Here is a 23212-nt window from a genome sequence, read left to right as displayed (position 1 = left end):
TATTGCTAGAATTGGAAATTGCTAGGATCTATACACACTATAGTATAGAGCGCAATCTAGTACAAATTATTTTTATATCAATCTAGCGGAATCACCCAGAAGAAAGTAAAAAGACCAATGCAACAAACTGCATTGGTCTTACCCTTGCCATGTAGACATATGAAAAAAGCTAAATCCTACTTATACTCTGGCAGCCACTTGCCATGAGCCTCAATCAACTCATCGCACATCGCGATGATATCGTCCATCGACAGCTCAGCTGATGTGTGCGGATCCAGCATCGCTGCGTGATAAATATGCTCACGCTTACGTGTAATTGCCGCTTCAATCGTCAACAGCTGCGTGTTGATATTTGTGCGGTTCAACGCCGCAAGCTGTGGTGGCAGATCCCCTACGTACGTTGGCGTAACGCCATTACGATCAACCAAACAAGGCACTTCGACACACGCTTCGCGCGGTAAGTTCGTGATCAAGCCGGTATTCATGACGTTACCGCCGATTTTGAACGGAACATCGGTCTCGATCGCTTCGAAAATGTACGAAGCATACTCATGTGAACGCACATGCGTCAAATTCGCATCGTTCACGAGATCCTCACGCATTTGCTTCCAGCGGCTGATTTGATCAATACAACGACGTGGATACTCATCCAGCGGAATGTTGAATCGGTCAACCAACTCTGGGTAGCTCCGTTTGATGAAATACGGGTGATATTCAGCATTATGCTCAGAAGATTCCGTAATATAATGGCCGAATTTCAGCATCATTTCATAGCGAACCATGTCTTTGTGCTTCTCCTTTTGCTTCTCAGCCGCCCGCTTCTTAATCTCCGGATAAAGGTCAACGCCGTCCTTCGACACTTCGAGCAACCAAGCCATATGATTGATCCCAGCGATTTTCGCTTTGACTCCTGTTTGATCAATTTCCAAATGTTTAAATAATTCCGGCACACAAGTTTGCACGCTATGGCACAAACCAACCGTACGCACACCGCCATACGTGTTCATAACATTTGTCAAAACAGCCATCGGATTTGTGTAGTTGAGGAATAAAGCATCAGGACATACCTCGCGCACATCGGCAGCAAAATCCAGCATAACCGGGATCGTTCTCAAGTTTCTGAAAATACCGCCAATCCCGACCGTGTCTGCAATCGTTTGACGCAAACCGTACTTTTTCGGTATTTCAAAATCCGTAATCGTACATGGATCATAGCCACCTACTTGGATCGCATTTACCACAAATTTAGCACCGCTCAACGCTTCTTTACGGTCTGTATACGCTTTAATAATAGACGTGCTTCCACTCGTTTTCTTGATGTTATTCAGCATATTAGCAGAGTCTTGCAGCCGTTCGTGATCAATATCAAAGAGAGCGATTTCAAAGCCTTGCAGCGCGGGTGTAAGCAAACAATCACCGAGTACATTTTTTGCAAAAACCGTGCTTCCTGCACCTAAAAAAGTAATTTTGGACATGTGAGATTCTCCTCCAATAGTTCATCTAATATCATATCCTTACTATAGCGCAAGCTCACTTTGAAAAATATGGATTGAAACAACTCCAATATGGACATTTGTAGTTTTTTAGATTACGCTCTTAGTAAAAACAAAGCGAGGCTTCTATGAATCCAGATCATACTTACTTCAACATAAGCATTAATCCTTTACATAGCAATCCAGATTTATCTGTCCTTTTCAGTGGCGAAGGCAAGCCGAACCCCCAGCACAAAATGGGGCCTGCCGTTCACGATTATTACTTGATCCATACCGTTCTCTCAGGGAAAGGTACCTTCGAAATGGGGCAGCGAACCTACGCTTGCTCCACCGGCGACACCTTTATCATTTATCCAGGTGAGTTATTCTCGTATACGGCAGATAGTGCTGCACCTTGGCACTATGTTTGGGTAGCTTTCATAGGTCGATCCGTGGATTCATTACTTTCACAAATCGGGGTCTCCCCACAGCAAGCCGTGATATCGGGGAATGAACCGCGCACCATTCGTCACTTTTACCGACATCTGCGCGCTTGCTTCAGCCAGACCTCTTTCCCGCAATTAGAGGAGCTGGAAGCCGAGGGCTGGCTGCGCCTGCTTCTTCGCGAGCTTGGACGCGTGAATACGCACCATATTTCTGCCAAGCCAGTGGTTGAGACTGATATCCAACGCCAAATCGGACAAGCCATCCGCTATTTAGAGCTGCAATACACACAAGCGGTCTCTATCGAGCATCTCGCTCGCAGCTTGGGGTATCACCGTACGTATTTGTGCAAAATGTTCAAACAATCCACCGGATTATCCCCGATGCAGTATCTATTCAACATCCGCATGGAACGGGCCAAGCAGCTACTGATGACAACCGCCATGACCATTGATCAAGTCGCCTCCTCCGTCGGCTTCAATGATGCGCTCTATTTCTCGAAGCAGTTCCACAAGTGGAGCGGCTCTGCGCCATCTGTGTATCGGAAAGAGCTCCGAAGTGTATAACTCTATGACTGCTCGTACCCAACGAATGAAATGATTCGTCAACGAAATAAATGGAAAAAATCCAGCTATTTCTGCCCAATTTCATAGAAATAGGAAGATAACTGGATTTTCTCCATTTATTTTTGGGTCTTTCCACTGAAACGCTAATAATCGATTAAATTAGATGTAGTTTTTCCCGTTATTCTCCAATCGAGCGGGTCGACTCACCACATCGCGATCCAGACCGAATTTGCCGCCATTTCCTCTAGATCTCAATATCCACGATTAAGCTGTCTACACGACCAACTTCACGAATAAACGCGGCTACCGCCTGATGCTCAGGGTTCGGACCGTAAGCTGCTAATGCGGCTTTATCTTCAAAACGAACGGAAAGTACGACTTGGAAGCCTTGATTCTTCTCGGAGAAATTAATACCCGCTTGGATATCAACAATACCTGTCAGATGAGCTCGCAGCGCTTTGAAACGATCAACAACCTCTTGCAGCTGCTCTTGTGTAGTTGTTTCAGCAAATTTAACAAGGACAATATGATCAATCATGGTGTGAACCTTCTTTCTATACTCATTTAGGACATTAATAATGAACGACACTAATCTTAACAAAAACGCAAGCCGAGTACCACTCCCATTTTTGAGGATCTAGGGCAGACATGCGGCCGTCCTAGCTGGTCATCTACCAGCAATAGAGGCAATCCGGTCGGAGCTCAGCACTTGAACTCCCGTTTTCCCAGATTTCGCAGCTCTTATTAAGCCCGTAGCAATCGTTCGTGCATGAATGGGACGATACTTGCGAAGGCGACCCGTCATCAGCGGAGCAATGGCCCGCGAAACGATGCCTCCCAGTTTCTCACCTAATCGGAATTCCCCACGGTTACCAAGAATGAGAGAAGGCCGAAGCAAGTGAAGCGCGCGAAGTCGCATCCCCCTCAGCTTGTCTTCTACTTCTCCTTTTACCTGATTATAGAAAAAGGAGGATGTGCGGTCTGCTCCCATTGCTGTCACAATAGCAAAGCTATCTGCTTGCCCCTTGCTCGCCACTTCAGCTAACATGAGGGGATAGTCTCGATCTACTCTGCGGAATTGCTGCTTCGAGCCTGCTTTTTTAATCGTTGTTCCTAAGGTACAGAAGACATGAGCATGCGCGAACTCCGAGGACTTCAGACTCTCACTCAGCTTAGCGAAATCAATCACTCGCTGTTCTAGTTTCCCCTGTCCATTAGGCTGCTCTAAATCCATTTTCTTACGAACTAACGCAATAATCCTATCATAGTCCGGATCGTTCAATAGCTGTTTGATCAGTTCCTTGCCGACTAAGCCCGATCCTCCCGCAACAATCGCCGTTCTCCCTTTCATAGCACGCCTCCAGCGTCATATTTATACACGATCATCTTCATCATACAACCTTTTGGCATTAACTTCGACACGATTTCTTCCGCCTGACTTTGCGCGATACAGCGCATGGTCTGCCCTAGAAACCATATCTTCCAGCACCATCGTTCCGTATTCTAATGTCGGTGAGTATTCTGCGACTCCGATGCTTGCGGTTATTTTGACCGTTAGAGACTCTTTGATAAAAGGGGCATCTATTAAAATATTTCGTAATTCCTCAGCAAATAAAGCGCTCTCTTGCGCGTCTTTCCGCAGTAATAATAGAATGAACTCTTCGCCGCCATACCTCGCCACAATCGCATCCTCTCCCGCATACCGTCTCAGGATATTCGCGACATGATGTAGGACACCATCACCAACCAAGTGCCCATAAGTGTCATTAATTTTCTTAAAATGATCAATATCCATCATCAAGACGGAACAGGTCTGTCCGGAGTAAATACACGACTGCAATTGCTTGTTGCCTTCTAACATCATATAGCGTCGATTATGAACCTCTGTCAATTGATCCATCCATGCTGAATGTTCCAATAACGAAATGTTGGACTTCAACCGATCGGACATGAGATTGAATGTAGCCACTAATTGTCGCAGCTCCACGGGAGCTTTTCTAATTTTATCCACATTGATCTGGTAATCGTAATTCCCCTTCTGAATGATCTTCGTGGCACGCAGCAAATAGCGAATCGGCCTCTCAATCTTGGAGGCAATCATCACTGCAGCCGCGACACTGAGAAGCAGTGCAATCAAGGAAATAATAATAATTGTCATACTTAATTCATTTAGCTTTCGAAAAATTTCTTTCTGGGTAATTTCCCCAACAACAAGCCAACTTTTCTCCTGAGACCAACTGTATTGACCATACACGCTCTCCCCTCGGAAGCCAATATACGCACTATGATCCGTACTATTCGTCACAGCACGTTGATAAATTTCCGATGTAACACGTTGTGTAATTGTGCCATTCTCCGCACGGTTTGAGGCTGTTACAATATTGCCTTGTGCATCCAACACATAGACTTCTCCCGTATCCCCGAAGCTAAGCTGAGCCATCAGTTTATTCAACATTTCAAGTGTAATAATCCCAAGCACAATCCCCTTGAAATCACCGTGATCGCCAAGTACCGGAGCCGAGAATGTAATAACAGGTGCTCCATTTTCTTTGGACATCACAACGCCCGAAACGAAGCTCTTCTTTTCCGTTCCGCGTTTGTAGTACTGACGATCTCCCACATAAATTGAAGTCTTATCTGTGCGAATATTACCATCCGGCTCAACGAAAGTAATCGAATAAAACTCCGAATTCACCTTTGCATAATCTTGAAACTCCCGTTTCAAATCACCTATGCGGTGGAACTTGGCATTATCTGAAAGTGCGAAACGTTTAATCGCATCCAACTTTTCCTGATTCCAGCGTTCGATATATAAGCTCTGTAACGCAATCACTTGTTTGAGTTGAACCCTAGCCTCTTCTAACCGATTGCTCTTCTCTATAAAGTAAAAAGGAACGATGATTGAAAAAGCCAGCAACAAAATAATCGCGCTTATCCAGAGTTGAAGTCTTGTTTTAATAGTGTGATCGGAAAAAAGAGAAAACAAATGCCCCATCGAGGTTTCCCCCCTTTTTTTTCAATATATCTCATTATACCTTATATTAGGATGAAAATAGACAAATTCCGCTGTATTTCGGCATAAAAGTACGAATATTTCGAAATATTGTTCGTTTGAAAAGTAGGACCCTTTCGCTTATGCTATTTGGTATGTAGAAAAGAGGTAAATACCCCCATGAAAATTCTCGTACTAACCGAAAAACCAAGTGTAGCCAAAGAAATTGCTCGTGTGCTGGGCTGTAACCAGAAGCAAAAACACCACTTCGAAGGTGCCAAATATGTCGTCACCTGGGCACTTGGCCATCTCGTTACGCTCGCTGAGCCCGATGATTACGATCCCAAGTACAAAACATGGAATCTTGAAGATCTGCCCATTATCCCTGGCAAAATGAAGCTCAAAGTCATGAAAGAAACCTCGCAGCAGTTTCGTGCTATCGAGCATCTCAGTCGCAGGGGTGACCTGTCGGAGCTGGTCATCGCAACCGATGCGGGGCGCGAAGGCGAACTCGTCGCGCGCTGGATTATGGAGCTGATCCGCTGGAAGAAGCCGTTCAAACGGCTTTGGATCTCGTCTCAGACGGATCAGGCAATTCGCGAAGGCTTCGCGCAGCTGAAGCCTGGCACCGACTACAACCGGCTGTATCAAGCAGCCGTCTGTCGTTCCGAGGCCGATTGGCTCATCGGCCTCAATGTGACCCGCGCGCTGACCAGCAAGTTCGGCGCGTCGTTATCCGCTGGGCGCGTGCAGACGCCCACGCTGGCCATGATGATCAACCGTGAGGCGGAAATCCGTGATTTCCGGTCCGTCGACTATTGGTTGATCGAAGCAGAGCTCGGGTCCTTCCGCGCCCAGTGGCGAGACCCGAAAACCGGCGACTCGCGTATATGGGATCGCGAGCGCGCAGATAGCTTGAAAGCAAAGCTGCAAGGCCAGAGCGGCCGCATCGTGCAGGTGAATCAGACCGAGAAGCAGATTCCTCATCCACTGGCATATGATTTAACCGAGCTGCAGCGCGATGCAAACCGTAAATTCGGGTTCTCTGCCAAGCAAACGTCGAATGTCCTACAACGACTGTATGAGCAATACAAATTGGTCACCTATCCGCGAACGGATTCGCGCTATTTGACCTCCGATATGGTACCGACCCTGCTTGGCCGTTTGAAAGGGGCTGCCATTGGCCCATATGCAGCGCTTGCAGCACCTTTTATCCGGAAGCCACTGACGATCACAAAACGAATCGTCGACGACACGAAAGTAAGCGATCATCATGCCATTATCCCGACAGGTGAAGCCATCTCACTCGCAACACTAAGCGCAGATGAACGTCGACTCTATGATCTGATTCTCCGCCGATTCTTAGCTTTATTCAGCGGTCCGTGCCGCTACGATGAAACGAAGCTAACGATTGAAATTGCCGGAGAGAAGCTTTACGCTTCAGGCAAAGTCGTGAAGCAAGCGGGCTGGAAAGAAGTGTACGGCGCCACCGATTTCACTGATCCCGATCGGGAAGACAATGAATCCGAGGAAGATACAGGGCAGCTGCTGCCACAAGCTTCAGAGAAAGACGCGGTTACCGCTCGCAACGTCCGCCAAGTTAGCCGCCAAACGAAGCCGCCTTCTCGCCATAATGAGGCTTCCTTGCTATCTCAGATGGAGAAATTCGGTCTTGGTACACCTGCAACTCGCGCAGATATCATCGAGAAGCTTGTGTCCTCTGACACAATTGAGCGTCAAGGCTCCTTGCTCATCCCTACTGGCAAGGGCACACAGCTCATCGAGCTTGCTTCCGAGGAGCTCCGTTCACCCGAGCTTACCGCACGCTGGGAGCAGGAACTTGAACGCATCTCCAAAGGCAAAGGGAGCATGGAAGCTTTTCTCAGCGGCATTCGCAAGAAAGCAGCCGAGCTGGTCGATGAAGTCAAACGCAGCTCCGCAGCGTATAAGCCGCATAATTTAACCGGCAGTAAATGCCCCGATTGCGGTGAGTTCCTTCAGGAAGTCAAAGGCAAACGAGGACGCTATCTGGTTTGTTCCAGTCGTGAATGCTCGTATAAACGTGAAGCTGACGGGCAATTAACAAACCATAGATGCCCACAGTGCCATAAGAAGATGGAAATACACACAGGTAAAGCAGGCAAATATTTTCAATGCCGTCCCTGCAATGTTGTTGAGAAAATCGACGGCGAGTCTAAGGGTGGAGGTCGCAAGGCTACAGCCAAAGTCAATCGCCAGCTGATTGAGCAATTCTCCGATTCTACCGGAGTTGGGAACTCACTCGCTGACAAGCTGCTCGCAGCCCTTCAGCAGAAGAAGGAAGACTGAAATACCAAGAATAAAGCCCAAGCGACATGCTTCTTCGCTTGGGCTTTTACATATATGACGACTCTTTATGCTCTGGTTAATATCCTGCCTTTAACCGCTAATTCGAGATCTTCTAACGTTGTGATTCCCAAGCTAACCAGTGCATCTCCTGCTTCCATGTGAACATTGGCTAGGATATGCATGCTTGTATGAGGCACTAGTGATTTCCGAAACTCATGAAAAAGCACCGCATTATAAGCTTTGAGAACGGTCATAAACTCAACATTTGGCGGGACAAATCCGCGAATTTCAGACGATCGCCAGAAAAACTCCCTCACATGCATAATATCCGATCCCGTGCGGTTCAGCTTTCGAATCATCGCAAAAAACTCATCAACAAGCACTTGTCGATCCGTTTTCATGTGACCATCCCTCCAATGACGTATTCCTACTTGAAGGATACCACAAATAGTTCTTTAGATCTATACCATTACCTCTTTCAAGGGCTTAAATACCTAGGAAATTTGTGGATCCTTCCCATTTCTCTTCCATCTGCCTCTCTGTGATAAAAGCATGTCCACCACATACAGTACAACACCCAAATTAATCGCAATATCCGCTAGATTCATAATCCCATTCCCGGAGTTAATGACGATGAAATCAGTAACCTTGCCGAATAGAAGCCGTTCAATTCCGTTACCAATCGCCCCACCTACAAGGAGTGCAGCTGCACTTTGTTTTAACGTCCCAGGAAAGCCGCCTCTTTTACGGTACCACCAAATCCCTGCGACAATAAGAACGGCTAGAACACCGAGTATAGGAGCCCATCCCTGCAGCGAACTGCCAGCTGCCCCGCTATTTTGATAATACGTAAATGAAATAAAATCTTTATAAAAGGGCATGGATTCACCAACCGTCATCACCGAGCGTATCCAATACTTAGACAGTTGATCGATTGCAGTAATCACCAGAACAATTGAATAAAATAGCATACTACCACTCCTATCGACTCTCAGACTTCAACCTTTCTCTAATTTTACTTGAAAAGAGAGGATAACCGTTAATTCTGCGTATTAACCCTTTTTGCCAACATAAAAAGCCCCCCCAGTCCTCCTGCGGCGGCTCCTGCCTATCTATGCTTCTGTCCTCAACTTAGGCTCATGAGCGTTCGGTACAGCTCCCCAGGCGTGTTAGCCATATGGTCCGGATTTCCACTGTGGAGTAGCTGAGGTGAATCATATCCCCACGTCACAGCTACGATTGGCACACCTAACTTCTTACAGGACTCAATATCCCTTAATTCATCACCAACATAAATCATCCGTGTAGGCGTGGTTCCCCATTGCTTCATCACTTTGCGAATCGAGTGGTGTTTGCCGAAAATATGCTTCGCTGAAATGATCTCCTTAAACGCACCTTCCAGCTTATTTTTTCGTAAAAAAAGCCGAATATTTGCTTCTGAGTTGGAAGAAAGAATCGAGCTCTTAACCCCTTGTGTGGCGAGCTTCGCAATCACCTCTTTCATACCAGGTACGATTTGCAGGGATCGAATGTTCTCGTGATACAGCTGCCGCCCTGCCACCATCAGTTTAGGAATTTGGAGCACAGGCACCCCTAAGCGATCTACACGTTCGGAAATCGACATTGAGCGTAACGGACCCAAGTCCTGTTCACGGATGGGACGGAAACGATATTGAATAGCCATTTCATTATAAAGCTTAACCAGGAGCGCCCTGGAATCGACAAGTGTCCCGTCAAAATCAAATAAGATGTGCTTTACCATCTGGGTGTATATACAAATAAGGCCGGACCCTCGGGCGGCACTTGGCGAATTTGATTATCTTTAAACTCTTGAGCTGGATCTAGGACCACATGCGGATTACTTACGGTTCGCAAATCCTCCCACGTACAAGAAACACCGCGGTCGTAGCCCGCTGCACCACCTGCGAACATCTTACATCCTTTGCAAAATTGCTCCTTTTGCTGCGCGTCCAGCTTCACAACTTTATTACGAAGACAACAGTAAATTTCATTAACTGTGTTACATACATTAACATGAGTGATCATAGCCATTTACCGTCAACTCCTTGCGGCACTTTGAGTGTGTAATAGTAAGTTTATCGAACTACTATTAAGTGTATGACACAATTTTGTAAACGGAATAACATTTCTCACGAAAGGCCGTCCAAATTTGCTATAATTAGGAAATATATTGACAGATTTGGAGGTACCTCCCCATGCAGGATTCCTTGCATTATGTGATCCCATGTCTTATCTTTGGCATTTTTATTTATCGACGGGCGAAGCGCACCATTGGCTTTCAAAAGCTTTCCCGTGGCAGACTCACCTTTCGTCTATCCTTATTTAGCCTGCTCGGAGTGATCATTCTCATCTTGGGCTTCGTGCATCCCATCCATTTCATCGGCTATTTGATCGGACTTGCCGGCGGCGCGTTGCTAGGGCGAACTGCGATTAGCCATACCCGCTTCGAGCATCGGAGCGATGGCTGGTACTATCGCACACATCTCTGGATTGAAGTCACCGTTCTCGTTCTCTTCCTTGGTCGCATCGCGTACCGCTACGCGGCTGTTGCCATTTCCACAGGTTCAACGACTACCTTTACGCCTGCTGATTTCTCTCAATTTACTAAAGATCCCGTCACCGCTGGCGTTTTCTTCATCATCGTGTCGTACTACGTTTTGTTTTTCGGCTACTTACTGCGCGAAGGAACCAAACTGGATCCGGCAGGATTGGCGGATAGCGAAGTTAGCGTGATCGGGAGCCATGGAGCTCCCAGCACTGGGGTTTCTAGTCCGCAAGCGAATGTTCGGGTGGAGTAACGCAAACAATTGGCTACTTGTAAGGGCAGCTACTTCTCTCCCCACACCTGACCATTTAAACAAATTTGGCACTTAACGAGAAAGGGATATTCCCTAGGTCAATTGACCTGAGGAATATCCCTTTCTATCTGTCGCAGCGGGTGAGCGACCTGACTGTAAGGGCGATGCTCGCTTTTAGCGCCCTTTTCGGGCGCTATTTGCTGCGCCGAGGGCGTCTCGCCCTGCAATAAGGCCCTTTTCGGGCCTTATTGCTCGCATTTCCGCCCATGCAGTGGGCGATGCTCGCTTTTAACGCCCTTTTGGGGAGCTATTTGTTACGCCGAGGGCATCTCGCCCTGCAGTAAGGCCCTTTTCGGGCCTTATTGCCCGCGTTTCCGCGGCTACGCTAAGCCGCCCTTCGCTGCCTCAGCGGTAGCCTTCGCGAACTGCGTGCTGTACAGCCGCGCGTACAGCCCTTCCAGTGCGAGCAGCTCGCTATGCGTGCCCCGCTCCACGACGCTCCCCGCTTCGATCACCAGAATGTGATCGGCGGCCAGCACCGTGGAGAGCCGGTGCGCGATCACGAGCGTCGTGCGCCCTTGCATCAGCTCCTCGAGCGCTGCCTGCACATAGGACTCGGATTCCGAGTCCAAGTGCGACGTCGCCTCATCGAGGATGAGAATGCGCGGGCGCTTCAGGATCGCGCGAGCAATCGCGATCCGCTGGCGCTCGCCACCGGAGAGCCGGTGGCCGCGCTCTCCGACCATCGTGTCGTACCCTTCGGGGAGCGACACGATGAAATCGTGGATGTAGGCCTGCCGACAAGCGGCCTCCATCTCCTCACGCGTAGCGTCCTCCCGCGCGAAGCGCAGGTTGTCGCCAATCGTCGCGTGGAACAGAAAAGACTCCTGCGTCACATACGCGATCTGCGCGCGCAGCGACGCTAACTCCACGTCGCGGACGTTCACGCCGTCGACCTCAACAACACCGGCTGTCGGATCGTACAGCCGCGCGATCATCCCGATCAGCGTCGACTTTCCGGCGCCGCTAGGCCCAACAAGCGCGACCATCTCACCTGGCTGTGCCTCGAAGGTGATGTCGCGCAGCGCATACTGCACCTTCTCCCTTTCCCCGCCTCGGTCCGCCAGCCTCCCTATCTCAGCTCCTACGCCTCGGTCCGCTAGCTTCCCTCTCTCAGCTCCCTCGCCTCGCTCCACCAGCTTCCCTTTCTCCCTCATTCTGCTTTGCTCCCCAACCTTATAAGCAAAAGACACCTGCTTATATCTCACATGCCCCGCCACAGGCCCTAGCTGGCGCGCGCCCTCAGCATCCATGACATCAGGCACCATGTCCTGATACTCAAAAATCCGCTGGAATACCCCAAGCGCTGTCGCTACCTCGACATGTAGATTCAGCAGTGTCCCTACAGGCATATACAACCGTCCCAAATACGCCGTAAACGCGACGATCGAGCCTAAAGTCATATCACCATGAATGACGGAGTAACCGCCATAAATATAAATAATAGCCGTGCCTAACGGCCCTAACGTGCTCGTTGCCATTCCGAACCAACGGCCAACAAGATTGAGCCGCAGCTCGAGATCCATCACCTTTTGATTCATCGTTGTGAATTCTTGCTCTTGCTGCTTCTCTCTGCCAAAAATCCGCGTCAACAACGCACCCGAAATGCCGAAATTCTCATTCAGCTGCGAGGTGATGTCGGAACGCACCTTTTGCGTTTCAATCCGTAAGTCTTTCCGCAGCTTGGATACTTTTTTCACAGGCAGTACGAAAAGTGGCAGGATAAGCACCGATATGATCGCCAACTTCCAATCTAACGCAAACAATATACCTATTGTTGTGAAAACAATGACAATTTGCGTGATCGAAGAGACGACAATAGATGTAACCACACTTTGTACAGACTGCACATCACCTGTGATACGCTGAACAATTTCGCCAGATCGCGCGTCCGTGAAGAACGACATCGACTGCCGCTGCAAATTGTGAAACAACGACTGCCCCAAATCCCGTATAACCCCTTGGGTTACTTTGGTATTGAGATGGTTCTGCCATACGCCAACTACGCCACTCAAGACAGGCAACACGATTAACAGTAGCGCCATCACAGATAATAGCTGAACACGCCCCTGCGGAATTGCTGTATCAATAATTTCCTTCATGACTAGAGGCGGGATCAACCCCATCACTGCCGCAAGCAGCGCCAAGCCGATAATCACCAAGAGCTGTCCCCAATACCTTTTGAACAATAACAAAATCCTTCGTACCGATACATCCTTCAACTTAGCCTTTGGACGATTCCGGTCGGAAAGCCGCCCCATTCCCCCTGGTCCACCTGGTCCGATCACTCACCAATCACTCCGATCTTTCTCCTCTTTGCTGCCCCTCAGCTACAAAGGAATTGCATAAACAATTGCACGGGTTACTTCTTCTGCCATCCGAATCACATGATATAACGAAGTCGTTTGTAGTACATTGTACTGTCTAGGTCCATCCACATTCACGATCGCCGCAATCGTGTAATCACCAATAGGAGGTAAATCTTTACCTACTGATTTTCCTGGAGCCAGTGGTTGGTTCGACAATTGGTATAAACCCACACTCAATTTCCGTCCCAAACAAGCATCTATCGCAATAACGACAACATTCGGTGGAATTTCCTCCAAACGCATGGCCAAGTTAGTGGCATCACACGGTGCTGCAAGCGTGCCAATGACGTGTGGATAGCCTAGCTCTGCAAGCTTACTTCCCACTAGCGGACCTAGTGAATCGCCTGTAGAGCGATCTGTCCCTATACACACAAAAGCAAGCCGACTAGGCTCCAGCCCCTCGCTCAGTGCAATCTTTTGTAGAACCTGCCCTAACTGCTCGCCATCTACTTTTTTCCAAAACTGCTCTTGCAGCTCCATCGGTTCTTTCTCCATCTTTGCCTCCCTTTCAGGCATGTAGACCTAACCTTCACCTGACGCATGATAGTTCCATTCTTTCATATGGAGGTGGGCTGTGTCCACTTGCACACTCTGTCTTCGCGCACACCAAATAAGCGTTACTCGACGACCGAGCAAAGCCTATTCATGCCGCTTATAGAGGTTGTTCACAAATTCCACTTTTGATCACGAAGTAGTTCATGAAGCGTATTCGACATCGAATATTGAATTCAGCCGGAACTTCCGGTGCTCACGTAGCTTACACTACACTCCGCTCCTCATTTCCTATCTTCTTTCAATCTCCTCGGTGCTTAAAACCGGATTTTTTGAACATGCCGCTTATAGATCTGGCTATTCAACCTTCTTAATGTACGCGATTCATCCGAACAATGCGATAATAGAGCTGACCGCTAATCTCTTGCTCCACTTCCAAATAGCCTTCCGAGTGAACATAATCCCCCAACATATAGGTGGAAGCATCCGCCGAATCTGCATGAGTTAGAAAGAGTAGCGCTACCTTATCATCCCCAACCACAAATCCAACCTGTTCCTTCACCTGAAATTTCTCAAGAATTTTGCCATGATGTGATCTCACGATATGATGAAACCGCCAAGTGCCTTCTTCCTGTATGATAAAATAAAGCACACGATTGCGATGTGCATTGCTAAACTCCCGTGTCACACCGATCATACACACCTTCTCACCAACACGTAAATACTCATCAATCACATAGGATTTCAGTCGTAATCGATTAACATTCTTACTCTGAATATAAGTTTCCATCTCATCTATGGAGCGGTGATCCCTCGGATCTTGCTTCGTCGCGTAAAATACTTCTTTAATAAACGTATCCGTTTGGAATTGCCTAGCCCCTTTGAAATGGTTATACGTATGAAAAAATTGCTTAATCACGACCCGAATGTCTTCCGGTATGGCAGGACCCGTTTCCACGTTATACATGCGATCTGTTCGACCCGACCATTTAATTTTATGAAACCAGCTTTTCCAGACACTGACTTGCATGCCGTACGCGTCACCTACTTTCTTCCAACCATTGTTCCATTATAGGCTATAATTCTCAAAAATTCGATAAAAATCGCACAAATACGCGTAAAAAAAAGAGCATCTGCCGCTTTGCTTTCAAAGTAGAAAGACATAGCGAACATACGCTCTTACATAGCTTGCTTATACTTGATTTCGCAACTACCTTATAGCACGCGTTTGGCACCTACATATCTTGAGCCCCAATAGGAGCTATCTAGACTATCAACCGTTACACCAACGGACGTTGTCGAGGAAATGAATTGATTATTTCCAATGTAAATGCCCACATGATTGACGATACCGGAAGCAAAGAAGACAAGGTCTCCCGCTTTCAAATCCGTCACTCTCGCCCCTGCTTGATCGTACATTTGCACAGAGGTGCGTGGCAGCTCGATGCCTTTGGCCTCGTATAAATAACGAACGAATCCAGAGCAATCGAAGCCCTTAGGCGTTGTTCCTCCCCATCGGTAAGGCGTTCCTTTAAAAGTCGTTGCAGCTTGAATAATTTGAGCTGAAACGGATGGCTGAACGACCTTCGCTGCTGGGGCTGCTTGCGGCGGTGCTATCCAAGCCGGCTTGTGGGACTTACCGTCCTCTTCCACGATGGCGATTTTATTCGCATCGTTCCACGCAATCGCAGATCCAAACGTCTCTGTAACAAAGCGTAGTGGGACATAAGTACTTCCCTTAACCAAAGTTGGACTGCTCTCTAATTCAACTAACTTACTGTTCACGATCGCTTTCTCTTCGTCCGTTGTGAGTTGAATCGCCTGTTCCTTGTTCATAAGCGTGACGACGACTTCATCGCCTTCCTTCGCCCATCCCACTTGATAACCTAATTTCTCCGACAACACACGTAGTGGCACCTGAAGTGTACCTTCCGTATCAATAAACGGCTGTACTTCCGGGAACTGCACCAATTCATCATTGACCTGAACCTTTACCGAAGAGGTGTCTGGGGCAGCTGCATACGTGGATGGAGCGGCGTACAGGGAAATGGCTGCGCTTAGAAGAGCGCATGAACAAATAAAGCTTTTGGTAAAAAGTTTCAAAACGTTTTGCCTCCTTGAAGCCTCCGAGGTTAGTTGACGGGTTCGGGAAGAGGTTTTCCCTAGTGCGCCCCATTAGCCTAAGACTAACTGAGCACTCATTCACCCCAAGTAAAGAAGTCCCCCGTACCAGAGCTTTCGATGCTCCGAGATTCGGCATTTTTTGTCTATATTAGACTAGCATAGTTCGTTTTAGGCTGACAACTTTTGCGCATAGGTAAGTGTTTCCTTTTATGTAAAACCGCACAAAAACAGCCACTCTATACAGAGTAGCTGTCTCTTCCACAATCGCTTCACACCAAGCTTACAGGCTGCTTATACACCTCGGTAAACAATATATGCTTACAGGAATTAAACTCACTTTCCGTCAATGGACCTGGATAACTCATGATGTTGAGAGGCAATTTCAGTTGCCCTTCTCTAAGTGGAGGCTGCGCATAAGGAAATAGGTTCAAATGGAAATCGCAGCGCTTATAGAATTCAATTCTCCGCGTAGCATCTGAGGTATTCGGAGGCTCGACTTCAAGTACGATAGGTGTAGTAGCACTGCTCATATACGTTGTCAGCATCTTTTTACCAATCCCGCCACCTCTTATGGCAGCGTTGACGGCGATATGCTCCACAAATCGAAACGTGCTAAAATTCCAACTTGCCAAAAAACCAAGCAATTGCCCATGAACATCTCTCTCGACATCGATTCTATAATTGGGATGAGATAACAGCGCCCGCTGACCTTCATACGTCCTTATTTCCGTTACAGGAAAAGCCGTTTCCATCAGCTCAAATACATCTTCAAATGAATCTTCTTTTTCCATCTGTCAGCACCTCCCTTCAAGTTAGCAATAGGTTATCCAACCGGGAAGCTTCTTACTTCAGTCCCTACCATTTTGAGAAAAAAGCATGTGCTGCTGCATGGGATCCAGGAGGTGTCGCATGCCCCATGAAGGGGTACACTTCAATGGATTTGTGTGCAGATTCGATTCGGTTATACGCAGCGAAAATCGCCTCTGGTAAGCAACACGTATCTTTCAACCCTACCGTAACGTGAACAGGCTGCTGAATACGATCACCTAGATTCATGATATCAAAATAAGAAACTGTCCGCAGTACATCAGGCAGATACTCTGGGAAACGAGTAACGAATTCCGCTGCCTCACTTAGTGAGCTAACGGATTGCAACAGGCCTAGATCCATGTGACATAGGTTCGGCACATGGGCAATTGTTGCTCGAATGCGCTTCTCAAGCGCGGTCACGAGTAGGGCAAGTCCTCCGCCTTGGCTTCCGCCATATACGAATACTCGCTCACTGTCGATTTCTGGCTGCTCTAACGCACATTGCACTGCACGCAAGGAATCGATCGCAACCGCTCGGTAATAGCTCGTCTCAGCATCGAGAATACCCTGTGTAATCCATCCCCTCGTCATGCCGGTCTCCTGTGGCAGCAGGTTGCCGCTATCGCCGCCTTGCCCGCGTACATCAACAGCAAGTACCGCATACCCCATAAGCAACCAGGCTGCATGATCCTCGGGTCTCCCCTTGGAGCCAGTATAGCCTGGGAACGTAACAATACAAGGTACCTTCTTAGACTTGCTCTCTGCATTAGGCAGTAACAACCAAGCATGGATCGGTGTTTCCGCAGCACCCTGCAAGACGATCTTATTCACTTCCGCTTGTACAAAAGGTGATGCCACCGGCTCCCTTGTATAGGACGCAGCTTGTGTTGCTTCAGCGTAGGCGCGCTCCCAGAATGAAGCCAGATCAGCAGTCGCCGTTAACTCCGAATGATACTGGTGTAACCCATGAATACGATTTTCAATAGCGTTCATTTCGGTAAGTCCCCTTTGCATGTTTTTCCCATTTTAACCTAGATACATCTGTATGACTATTGGAAAATATGAAAAAATAACCCCAATTCAGCAGAAGTAGGGTTTATTTCTATCTCCTATGTTTCCATGTTCTCAGATCTGCGAACGGACGGTCGAACCCTCATGGGCCTCTTCCACATGTATTGTAAATATAAAAAAGACCACCCGAAGGCGGTCCTTTTAATTGTAAGCGGGCGGCGGGAATACTCCAAATTCGGATTTATAAGGCTTCCTACGGAAGCAACTAGTGGTATATTTGGACGCTCGTCCTACTCAGCCTATTCAACGAAGTGTTCACGGACGGTCGAACCTCTACGGGCTCTCATCCCTGCCTAATACAATGAAAAAAGACCACCCGAAGGCGGTCCTTTTAATTGTAAGCGGGCGGCGGGAATCGAACCCGCGCGATCAGCTTGGAAGGCTGAAGTTCTACCATTAAACTACGCCCGCATATAAAAAATTCTAAAATGGTCGGGACGACACGATTTGAACATGCGACCCCCTGCTCCCAAAGCAGGTGCTCTACCAAGCTGAGCTACGTCCCGTAGTGAAGATAAAGTGTAAATGGCGCGCCCTGAGAGATTCGAACTCCCGACCTTTTGATTCGTAGTCAAATACTCTATCCAGCTGAGCTAAGGGCGCAAATATTGGAGCGGAAGACGGGGATCGAACCCGCGACCCTCGCCTTGGCAAGGCGATGCTCTACCGCTGAGCCACTTCCGCATGGTGTAAATTCTCATTCGCTCTGCATGTGTTTCTCAGAGGCGACAAGAAATAATATATCAGGTATTTAGAACAAATGCAACTATTTTTATATATTTTTTATTATTTGATGAAAACTCCGCCAAATGGAAGAACTTCCCTTGCTATACGGCGCAGTATGCTATCTGATTTCAAATGCTCATCCAATTTGGGATCAGGCTTACATGGCTGCATGAGTACGTGACCATGCCCTGTAATCTCCCAGTGATAATTCATATGCTGGCTTGCCAGTGTGTTGCCGTATACACAGAGGCGCAGCTTAGCCTGCCGCGGATAGGCAACAAGACAACTGACATCAACATACAGAGGCTCCACAGCATCCAGGGCCATGTGATGTATAGGGCCAGCTGTTAGCAAACCTAGATTGCCGGGGCCGTGAAACTGCATTTTAACTAAATCTTGCGTGATCAACGTGTTCTTCACACTCTGTAGATGCGTTGTAAACGTCACACCTTCCGTATAAAACAGCACATGACGAAATTCATACAATAGATCGGCCTCGGCTTCCAACGGCACGACAGCCAAACTATACGCTTCTGGCAACCCCATTAACACACGCCCAGGACCGAGTATGCGTGATTGGATCAACCGCTTCTTCCTATACATACTAGGAAGCTTCATCAATGCGTCTTCACGCTGCTCAGGCCTTCCCTGAAACGCAACAATTTGGTTGGGATGCAGCACATGCACAGCCTCTCCCTTTAGAAGCTGCAGCGTAGCCATCCTGGCTTGTGAGCTTGCATTTTCATAGATGATCTCCAAACCACACAACCTCCTCGCCAATCCTGTTAGCGCATCCCACGCTTCCTTCTCTGCCATACGAAGAAACGAAACACGCGTCCAAGCAAGAAATAGCCTACTACTAATGCCGCAGCCGTAATGATCATGTAGATGATTTTACGATTACGTTTATCTTTGTCTAACGCAACTTGTTCCATGGCCTTCAAGCGTTCTTGTAACTGCTCGTTGTCCTTCTTAAGTGCCTCGTTTTGACTGAGGAGACGATCCTCGATTTCTTGTGACTGTCTGACGGCCTCAGATAACTTGTCCTTCTGTTCTTCCAATTGCTGCTTCGTATCCTCATAATCCTTCTGGATCTGCTCCACATTGCTTGGCAATTGATAAATATCTTTGATCCGATCGAACCAAGAAGCGTGGGCGGAAGGTGCCGGATACAGCAAACCTAACAAGATCACGAGGACAACCACAGCTTGTCCAATTGCAGCTATTTTACGCATCTGCACTCACTCCCACCGTTCTCGACATTATCTTCTATTTTACAGCAAAAATCACCCCTTCACCACTTCTATCGCTTGAACTGGATATCGCAATATCGTTTTCATTTTGGCAGGATCAATCTTCCTCGGGTCTGATAAGTAAATTTCGTGATGAAGTCCACGGTAACTGAGCTGCTCTTGCGATATGAAATGCTCCATCTGTGCCAGTGTTTCCGGTTCTGTCGCATACGGTCCCACATGCAGCATCTGGACACAGAGTCCCTCATGCAAAGTTTCATACCCAACATCCGCAATAACCTTAAGCTCTTTTTTCTTGGCCATTGCTGCTGAGCGCGCTTCTTCTACGATCTCAGCCGACACATACGTTGGCATACGAATCAATAACTTCCAGTGCCATTCTTCCCTCGATACCTCCAAGGCAGTTCGGGGATCCCCATCTACCCACCATTGCCCTTCTAGCTTCGCTACTGTGAAGTCTTTCTCCAGCTTCTTGTAATGTCCCTTAACACCGTAGGCGACCGTATACAGCGCTTCTGTAGCGTTAGCGAAGGCGGCACCATTGGGGTCCCCTTTCCCTACGATAGTAACATAGGAAATAGGTTCAAAAACAACGAGCTCAGGCTTCGTTGGAGCTGTGTAATAAGGTTTATAGGCTTTGGCTAAATCTAATTTCTCCATGATGTACTTCCCTTCTTTTTCCTACAACTATACAAAATCAACCCTGACAACACTATGTCAACAAACAGAAAAAAACTTACCTTTCGCACATTTGCGAAACAAGTAAGTTTTTGACTCATGAATAGGATATGTAATTATTCCGCAGCTGGAGGCGTGAAAGAACGTTGTGCAAATTCTGCATCCAACATGTAGAACGCATTGCTATCTTTATCGATACGTTTCAGCTTGTTGATAATGCTATCGAACATTGCTTCTTCTTCAACCTGTTCGTCAATGAACCATTTCAAGAACTGCATAGTCGCATGTTCTCTATCATTCAATGCCAAATCGGATAGGTGATAAATCCGTTTCGTTACTTCTTGCTCATGCAGGTAAGCATGTTCAAATGCATCCAAAATCGATTCGTACTGATTCACGGGCGTGTTCATACCAGCAAAGCTGACCTTTTTCCCACGGTCATTAATAAATTTAAAAATCTTCATGGCATGGAACTTCTCTTCTTCTGCTTGTACCTTAAAAAAGTTCGAAAATCCATCCAAGCTTTCCGCAGCGCAATAACCAGCAATAGCTAAGTAGACGTGCGCGGAATAAAACTCATAATTCATCTGCTCATTGAGCGCTTCTGTTAGTGTATCGTTTAGCATCTGTGCACACACCTTTCTGTATGGTTATCTCTTGCGTATTCCCCATACATACAAGATTAACAGAATTGTGCATACAAATACAAACGGAAGAAACAATTTTAGCAGATTTAGGTTCAAGCCATCACACTTTTGGCCTTAGACGCCGTTATGATTTCCTTAATCTGAGCATACAAATGGTCCGGTGACTCCGCGCAAAGCAGCTTCTTCTTCCCGATCATAGCGATACATTCTTTCTTACAATGCCGGCAATTACCTAAACATTCCTTCTTCTTCTGTTTCAAGTCTGGGTACTCGTGCTTCAATGACTTATATATTTGTTTCGATCCGAATTTCTCATTTCTGCAGCAGTACTTAATCGTTTTCAATTGCGATCTCCTCCCGCCATTTCGCGTCAATCACTACTCTTGATATTAGTGATAATAATAATCAATGTCAACCAAATTTTAAATATGCATGTACAAAAAAAGCTTTCTTCAATCCTTGTTAAAGGATGAAAGAAAGCTTTTTTTGTTTGGATGCGCGTAGAGGGACTTGAACCCCCACGGTCGCCCGCTAGATCCTAAGTCTAGTGCGTCTGCCAATTCCGCCATACGCGCATGCTGTAAATAAGGCAAATGGTGAGTCATGTAGGATTCGAACCTACGACACCCTGATTAAAAGTCAGGTGCTCTACCAACTGAGCTAATGACTCATGTCTTGTAAAAAAAAATGGCGGAGCTGACGGGATTCGAACCCGCGGTCTCCTGCGTGACAGGCAGGCATGTTAGGCCACTACACCACAGCTCCACACTATGTAATTCTCCTCTTAGTAAGAGGTTGGTTGCGGGGGCAGGATTTGAACCTGCGGCCTTCGGGTTATGAGCCCGACGAGCTACCGGGCTGCTCCACCCCGCGACGTTACTAGCATGATATTTTATTATTCCCAGACAAAAAGGAAGACATCCGAATTTTATCTGAAAAATAAATGGTGGAGGCTGACGGGATCGAACCGCCGACCCTCTGCTTGTAAGGCAGATGCTCTCCCAGCTGAGCTAAGCCTCCATGGGATGAAGAATAAATGGTGACCCGTAGGGGACTCGAACCCCTGTTACCTCCGTGAAAGGGAGGTGTCTTAACCACTTGACCAACGGGCCTCGTAAACAGGCACTTCTAATATGAAAGCTCTTATGGCGGAGAGAGAGGGATTCGAACCCTCGAGACGCTTGTGACGCCTACACGATTTCCAATCGTGCTCCTTCGGCCAGCTCGGACACCTCTCCATAAAAAGGCCTGGTTTTTAAAAAATAAATGGCTCCCCGAACAGGACTCGAACCTGTGACAACTCGATTAACAGTCGAGTGCTCTACCAACTGAGCTATCAGGGAACAATGCTTGGCAACGTTCTACTCTCCCAGAACCCTGCGGTTCAAGTACCATCGACGCTGGAAGGCTTAACGGTCGTGTTCGAGATGGGAACGCGTGGATCCCTTCCGCCATCATCACCAAACAGTCAAAGCGTTTGTTTGCGCCTTGAAAACTAGATACGAAACTTCAACGTAAAGTACTATACTCAGGAATTTTGGTTAAGCCCTCGACCGATTAGTATTCGTCAGCTGCATACGTTGCCGCACTTCCACCTCGAACCTATCAACCTCGTCGTCTACAAGGGGTCTTACATACTGGGAAATCTCATCTTGAGGGGGGCTTCGCGCTTAGATGCTTTCAGCGCTTATCCCCTCCGTACATAGCTACCCAGCGATGCCTCTGGCGAGACAACTGGTACACCAGCGGTACGTCCATCCCGGTCCTCTCGTACTAAGGACAGCTCCTCTCAAATTTCCTACGCCCGCGACAGATAGGGACCGAACTGTCTCACGACGTTCTGAACCCAGCTCGCGTACCGCTTTAATGGGCGAACAGCCCAACCCTTGGGACCTACTTCAGCCCCAGGATGCGATGAGCCGACATCGAGGTGCCAAACCTCCCCGTCGATGTGGACTCTTGGGGGAGATAAGCCTGTTATCCCCAGGGTAGCTTTTATCCGTTGAGCGATGGCCCTTCCATTCGGTACCACCGGATCACTAAGTCCGACTTTCGTCCCTGCTCGACTTGTAGGTCTCGCAGTCAAGCTCCCTTATGCCTTTGCACTCTGCGAATGATTTCCAACCATTCTGAGGGAACCTTTAAACGCCTCCGTTACATTTTAGGAGGCGACCGCCCCAGTCAAACTGCCCACCTGACACTGTCCCCATACCGGATCACGGTACTAGGTTAGAACTCCGATACGATCAGGGTGGTATCCCAACGGCGCCTCCACCCAAGCTGGCGCTCAGGCTTCAAAGGCTCCCACCTATCCTGTACAGATCGTACCAAAGTCCAATATCAAGCTGCAGTAAAGCTCCA

At 47.7% G+C, this 23212-nt stretch carries 22 protein-coding genes, 12 tRNA genes, 2 rRNA genes and 1 riboswitch (1 of these 37 cut by a window edge); of the genes, 3 read left to right on the top strand and 33 right to left on the bottom strand.

What is annotated here, in order from left to right:
- Positions 1 to 176 precede the first annotated feature (176 nt).
- Positions 177 to 1475 carry an alpha-glucosidase/alpha-galactosidase gene (locus tag ACSQ8P_RS04335; RefSeq protein WP_436234040.1) on the bottom strand — a complete coding sequence of 433 codons (1299 nt, stop codon included), beginning with the start codon at positions 1473 to 1475 and terminating at the stop codon, positions 177 to 179.
- A gap of 146 nt (positions 1476 to 1621) precedes the next feature.
- Here ACSQ8P_RS04335 and ACSQ8P_RS04330 point away from each other — a divergent pair, with 146 nt between their 5' ends.
- Positions 1622 to 2482 carry an AraC family transcriptional regulator gene (locus ACSQ8P_RS04330; protein WP_436234039.1) on the top strand — a complete coding sequence of 287 codons (861 nt, stop codon included), beginning with the start codon at positions 1622 to 1624 and terminating at the stop codon, positions 2480 to 2482.
- A 244-nt stretch (positions 2483 to 2726) separates the two neighbouring features.
- Here the strand turns inward: ACSQ8P_RS04330 and ACSQ8P_RS04325 are convergent, their stop codons facing one another.
- The 3 genes from ACSQ8P_RS04325 to ACSQ8P_RS04315 all read right to left on the bottom strand — a co-directional run bounded on the left by ACSQ8P_RS04325 (position 2727) and on the right by ACSQ8P_RS04315 (position 5477).
- Positions 2727 to 3020: a Dabb family protein gene (locus tag ACSQ8P_RS04325; RefSeq protein WP_436234038.1), complete on the bottom strand. Its 294-nt coding sequence runs from the start codon at positions 3018 to 3020 to the stop codon at positions 2727 to 2729.
- Between the two features lie 129 nt (positions 3021 to 3149).
- On the bottom strand, positions 3150 to 3833 hold the full coding sequence (locus ACSQ8P_RS04320; RefSeq protein WP_436234037.1) for an NAD(P)H-binding protein: 684 nt from the start codon (positions 3831 to 3833) through the stop codon (positions 3150 to 3152).
- Positions 3834 to 3854: 21 nt separating this feature from the next.
- Positions 3855 to 5477 (bottom strand): sensor domain-containing diguanylate cyclase, encoded by a 1623-nt coding sequence (locus ACSQ8P_RS04315; protein ID WP_436234036.1) that lies wholly within the window; start codon positions 5475 to 5477, stop codon positions 3855 to 3857.
- A 177-nt stretch (positions 5478 to 5654) separates the two neighbouring features.
- Here ACSQ8P_RS04315 and ACSQ8P_RS04310 point away from each other — a divergent pair, with 177 nt between their 5' ends.
- On the top strand, positions 5655 to 7802 hold the full coding sequence (locus ACSQ8P_RS04310; protein ID WP_436234035.1) for a DNA topoisomerase III: 2148 nt from the start codon (positions 5655 to 5657) through the stop codon (positions 7800 to 7802).
- A gap of 65 nt (positions 7803 to 7867) precedes the next feature.
- Here the strand turns inward: ACSQ8P_RS04310 and ACSQ8P_RS04305 are convergent, their stop codons facing one another.
- The 4 genes from ACSQ8P_RS04305 to ACSQ8P_RS04290 form a co-directional block, all read right to left on the bottom strand.
- Positions 7868 to 8203 carry a hypothetical protein gene (locus tag ACSQ8P_RS04305; protein ID WP_436234034.1) on the bottom strand — a complete coding sequence of 112 codons (336 nt, stop codon included), beginning with the start codon at positions 8201 to 8203 and terminating at the stop codon, positions 7868 to 7870.
- 93 nt (positions 8204 to 8296) lie between these two features.
- Entirely contained in the window at positions 8297 to 8773 is a 477-nt protein-coding gene (gene lspA, locus ACSQ8P_RS04300; protein ID WP_436234033.1) for a signal peptidase II, read from the bottom strand.
- 155 nt (positions 8774 to 8928) lie between these two features.
- Positions 8929 to 9564 (bottom strand): HAD-IA family hydrolase, encoded by a 636-nt coding sequence (locus ACSQ8P_RS04295; protein ID WP_436234032.1) that lies wholly within the window; start codon positions 9562 to 9564, stop codon positions 8929 to 8931.
- On the bottom strand, positions 9558 to 9854 hold the full coding sequence (locus tag ACSQ8P_RS04290; protein ID WP_436234031.1) for a hypothetical protein: 297 nt from the start codon (positions 9852 to 9854) through the stop codon (positions 9558 to 9560). Before ACSQ8P_RS04290 ends, ACSQ8P_RS04295 begins: the two co-directional genes overlap by 7 nt.
- Before the next feature lie 164 nt (positions 9855 to 10018).
- Between ACSQ8P_RS04290 and ACSQ8P_RS04285 the strand changes: the two genes are divergently transcribed.
- Complete coding sequence (locus ACSQ8P_RS04285) at positions 10019 to 10621, top strand: hypothetical protein (RefSeq protein WP_436234030.1); 603 nt, start codon at positions 10019 to 10021, stop codon at positions 10619 to 10621.
- Between the two features lie 380 nt (positions 10622 to 11001).
- Here the strand turns inward: ACSQ8P_RS04285 and ACSQ8P_RS04280 are convergent, their stop codons facing one another.
- The 25 genes from ACSQ8P_RS04280 to ACSQ8P_RS04160 form a co-directional block, all read right to left on the bottom strand.
- The gene (locus tag ACSQ8P_RS04280) at positions 11002 to 12942 is read right to left on the bottom strand and encodes an ABC transporter ATP-binding protein (protein ID WP_436234029.1); all 1941 of its coding nucleotides are present in this window, start codon (positions 12940 to 12942) and stop codon (positions 11002 to 11004) included.
- Positions 12943 to 13011: 69 nt separating this feature from the next.
- Positions 13012 to 13545, bottom strand: a complete 534-nt coding sequence (gene yyaC, locus ACSQ8P_RS04275) for a spore protease YyaC (protein WP_436234028.1) — start codon at positions 13543 to 13545, stop codon at positions 13012 to 13014.
- A 367-nt stretch (positions 13546 to 13912) separates the two neighbouring features.
- The gene (locus ACSQ8P_RS04270) at positions 13913 to 14572 is read right to left on the bottom strand and encodes a hypothetical protein (protein WP_436234027.1); all 660 of its coding nucleotides are present in this window, start codon (positions 14570 to 14572) and stop codon (positions 13913 to 13915) included.
- Positions 14573 to 14757: 185 nt separating this feature from the next.
- Positions 14758 to 15645, bottom strand: a complete 888-nt coding sequence (locus ACSQ8P_RS04265; RefSeq protein WP_436234026.1) for a C40 family peptidase — start codon at positions 15643 to 15645, stop codon at positions 14758 to 14760.
- A 3-nt stretch (positions 15646 to 15648) separates the two neighbouring features.
- Positions 15649 to 15811: riboswitch (cyclic di-AMP (ydaO/yuaA leader) on the bottom strand.
- A 124-nt stretch (positions 15812 to 15935) separates the two neighbouring features.
- Positions 15936 to 16457, bottom strand: coding sequence for a GNAT family N-acetyltransferase (locus ACSQ8P_RS04260; RefSeq protein ID WP_436234025.1), 522 nt, complete (start codon positions 16455 to 16457; stop codon positions 15936 to 15938).
- Positions 16458 to 16521: 64 nt separating this feature from the next.
- Positions 16522 to 17469, bottom strand: coding sequence for an acetylxylan esterase (locus ACSQ8P_RS04255; RefSeq protein ID WP_436234024.1), 948 nt, complete (start codon positions 17467 to 17469; stop codon positions 16522 to 16524).
- 418 nt (positions 17470 to 17887) lie between these two features.
- Positions 17888 to 17958, bottom strand: a tRNA-Gly gene (locus ACSQ8P_RS04250).
- Between the two features lie 18 nt (positions 17959 to 17976).
- A tRNA-Pro gene (locus ACSQ8P_RS04245) sits at positions 17977 to 18053 on the bottom strand.
- A gap of 20 nt (positions 18054 to 18073) precedes the next feature.
- Positions 18074 to 18150: transfer RNA gene (locus ACSQ8P_RS04240), tRNA-Arg, on the bottom strand.
- 6 nt (positions 18151 to 18156) lie between these two features.
- A tRNA-Gly gene (locus tag ACSQ8P_RS04235) sits at positions 18157 to 18231 on the bottom strand.
- A 102-nt stretch (positions 18232 to 18333) separates the two neighbouring features.
- Positions 18334 to 19032, bottom strand: a complete 699-nt coding sequence (locus ACSQ8P_RS04230) for an AIM24 family protein (protein WP_436234023.1) — start codon at positions 19030 to 19032, stop codon at positions 18334 to 18336.
- Positions 19033 to 19058: 26 nt separating this feature from the next.
- Positions 19059 to 19508, bottom strand: a complete 450-nt coding sequence (locus ACSQ8P_RS04225; protein ID WP_436234022.1) for a hypothetical protein — start codon at positions 19506 to 19508, stop codon at positions 19059 to 19061.
- Positions 19509 to 19559: 51 nt separating this feature from the next.
- Entirely contained in the window at positions 19560 to 20186 is a 627-nt protein-coding gene (locus tag ACSQ8P_RS04220) for a GyrI-like domain-containing protein (RefSeq protein WP_436234021.1), read from the bottom strand.
- A 134-nt stretch (positions 20187 to 20320) separates the two neighbouring features.
- A complete protein-coding gene (locus tag ACSQ8P_RS04215) occupies positions 20321 to 20830 on the bottom strand; it encodes a ferritin (RefSeq protein ID WP_056620645.1) in 510 nt (169 codons plus the stop codon).
- A 113-nt stretch (positions 20831 to 20943) separates the two neighbouring features.
- Entirely contained in the window at positions 20944 to 21195 is a 252-nt protein-coding gene (locus ACSQ8P_RS04210; protein WP_436234020.1) for a DUF1450 domain-containing protein, read from the bottom strand.
- Positions 21196 to 21346: 151 nt separating this feature from the next.
- Positions 21347 to 21426 (bottom strand) — tRNA-Leu (locus ACSQ8P_RS04205).
- 19 nt (positions 21427 to 21445) lie between these two features.
- Positions 21446 to 21521: transfer RNA gene (locus ACSQ8P_RS04200), tRNA-Lys, on the bottom strand.
- A gap of 18 nt (positions 21522 to 21539) precedes the next feature.
- Positions 21540 to 21616: transfer RNA gene (locus ACSQ8P_RS04195), tRNA-Asp, on the bottom strand.
- Positions 21617 to 21647: 31 nt separating this feature from the next.
- Positions 21648 to 21724 (bottom strand) — tRNA-Met (locus ACSQ8P_RS04190).
- Between the two features lie 71 nt (positions 21725 to 21795).
- A tRNA-Val gene (locus ACSQ8P_RS04185) sits at positions 21796 to 21871 on the bottom strand.
- Between the two features lie 17 nt (positions 21872 to 21888).
- Positions 21889 to 21963: transfer RNA gene (locus ACSQ8P_RS04180), tRNA-Glu, on the bottom strand.
- Between the two features lie 34 nt (positions 21964 to 21997).
- Positions 21998 to 22089: transfer RNA gene (locus ACSQ8P_RS04175), tRNA-Ser, on the bottom strand.
- Between the two features lie 29 nt (positions 22090 to 22118).
- Positions 22119 to 22194, bottom strand: a tRNA-Asn gene (locus ACSQ8P_RS04170).
- A 5-nt stretch (positions 22195 to 22199) separates the two neighbouring features.
- Positions 22200 to 22316: ribosomal RNA gene (gene rrf, locus ACSQ8P_RS04165) — 5S ribosomal RNA — on the bottom strand.
- Between the two features lie 72 nt (positions 22317 to 22388).
- Positions 22389 to 23212: ribosomal RNA gene (locus tag ACSQ8P_RS04160) — 23S ribosomal RNA — on the bottom strand; it runs 2091 nt beyond the window's last position.

Origin of the sequence: Paenibacillus sp. LjRoot153 (assembly GCF_964253085.1) — a bacterium.
Taxonomy (GTDB): Bacteria; Bacillota; Bacilli; order Paenibacillales; family NBRC-103111; genus Paenibacillus_E.
The sequence above is the reverse complement of the archived record's forward strand: the minus strand, read 5'-3'. Positions and strand labels throughout refer to the sequence as shown.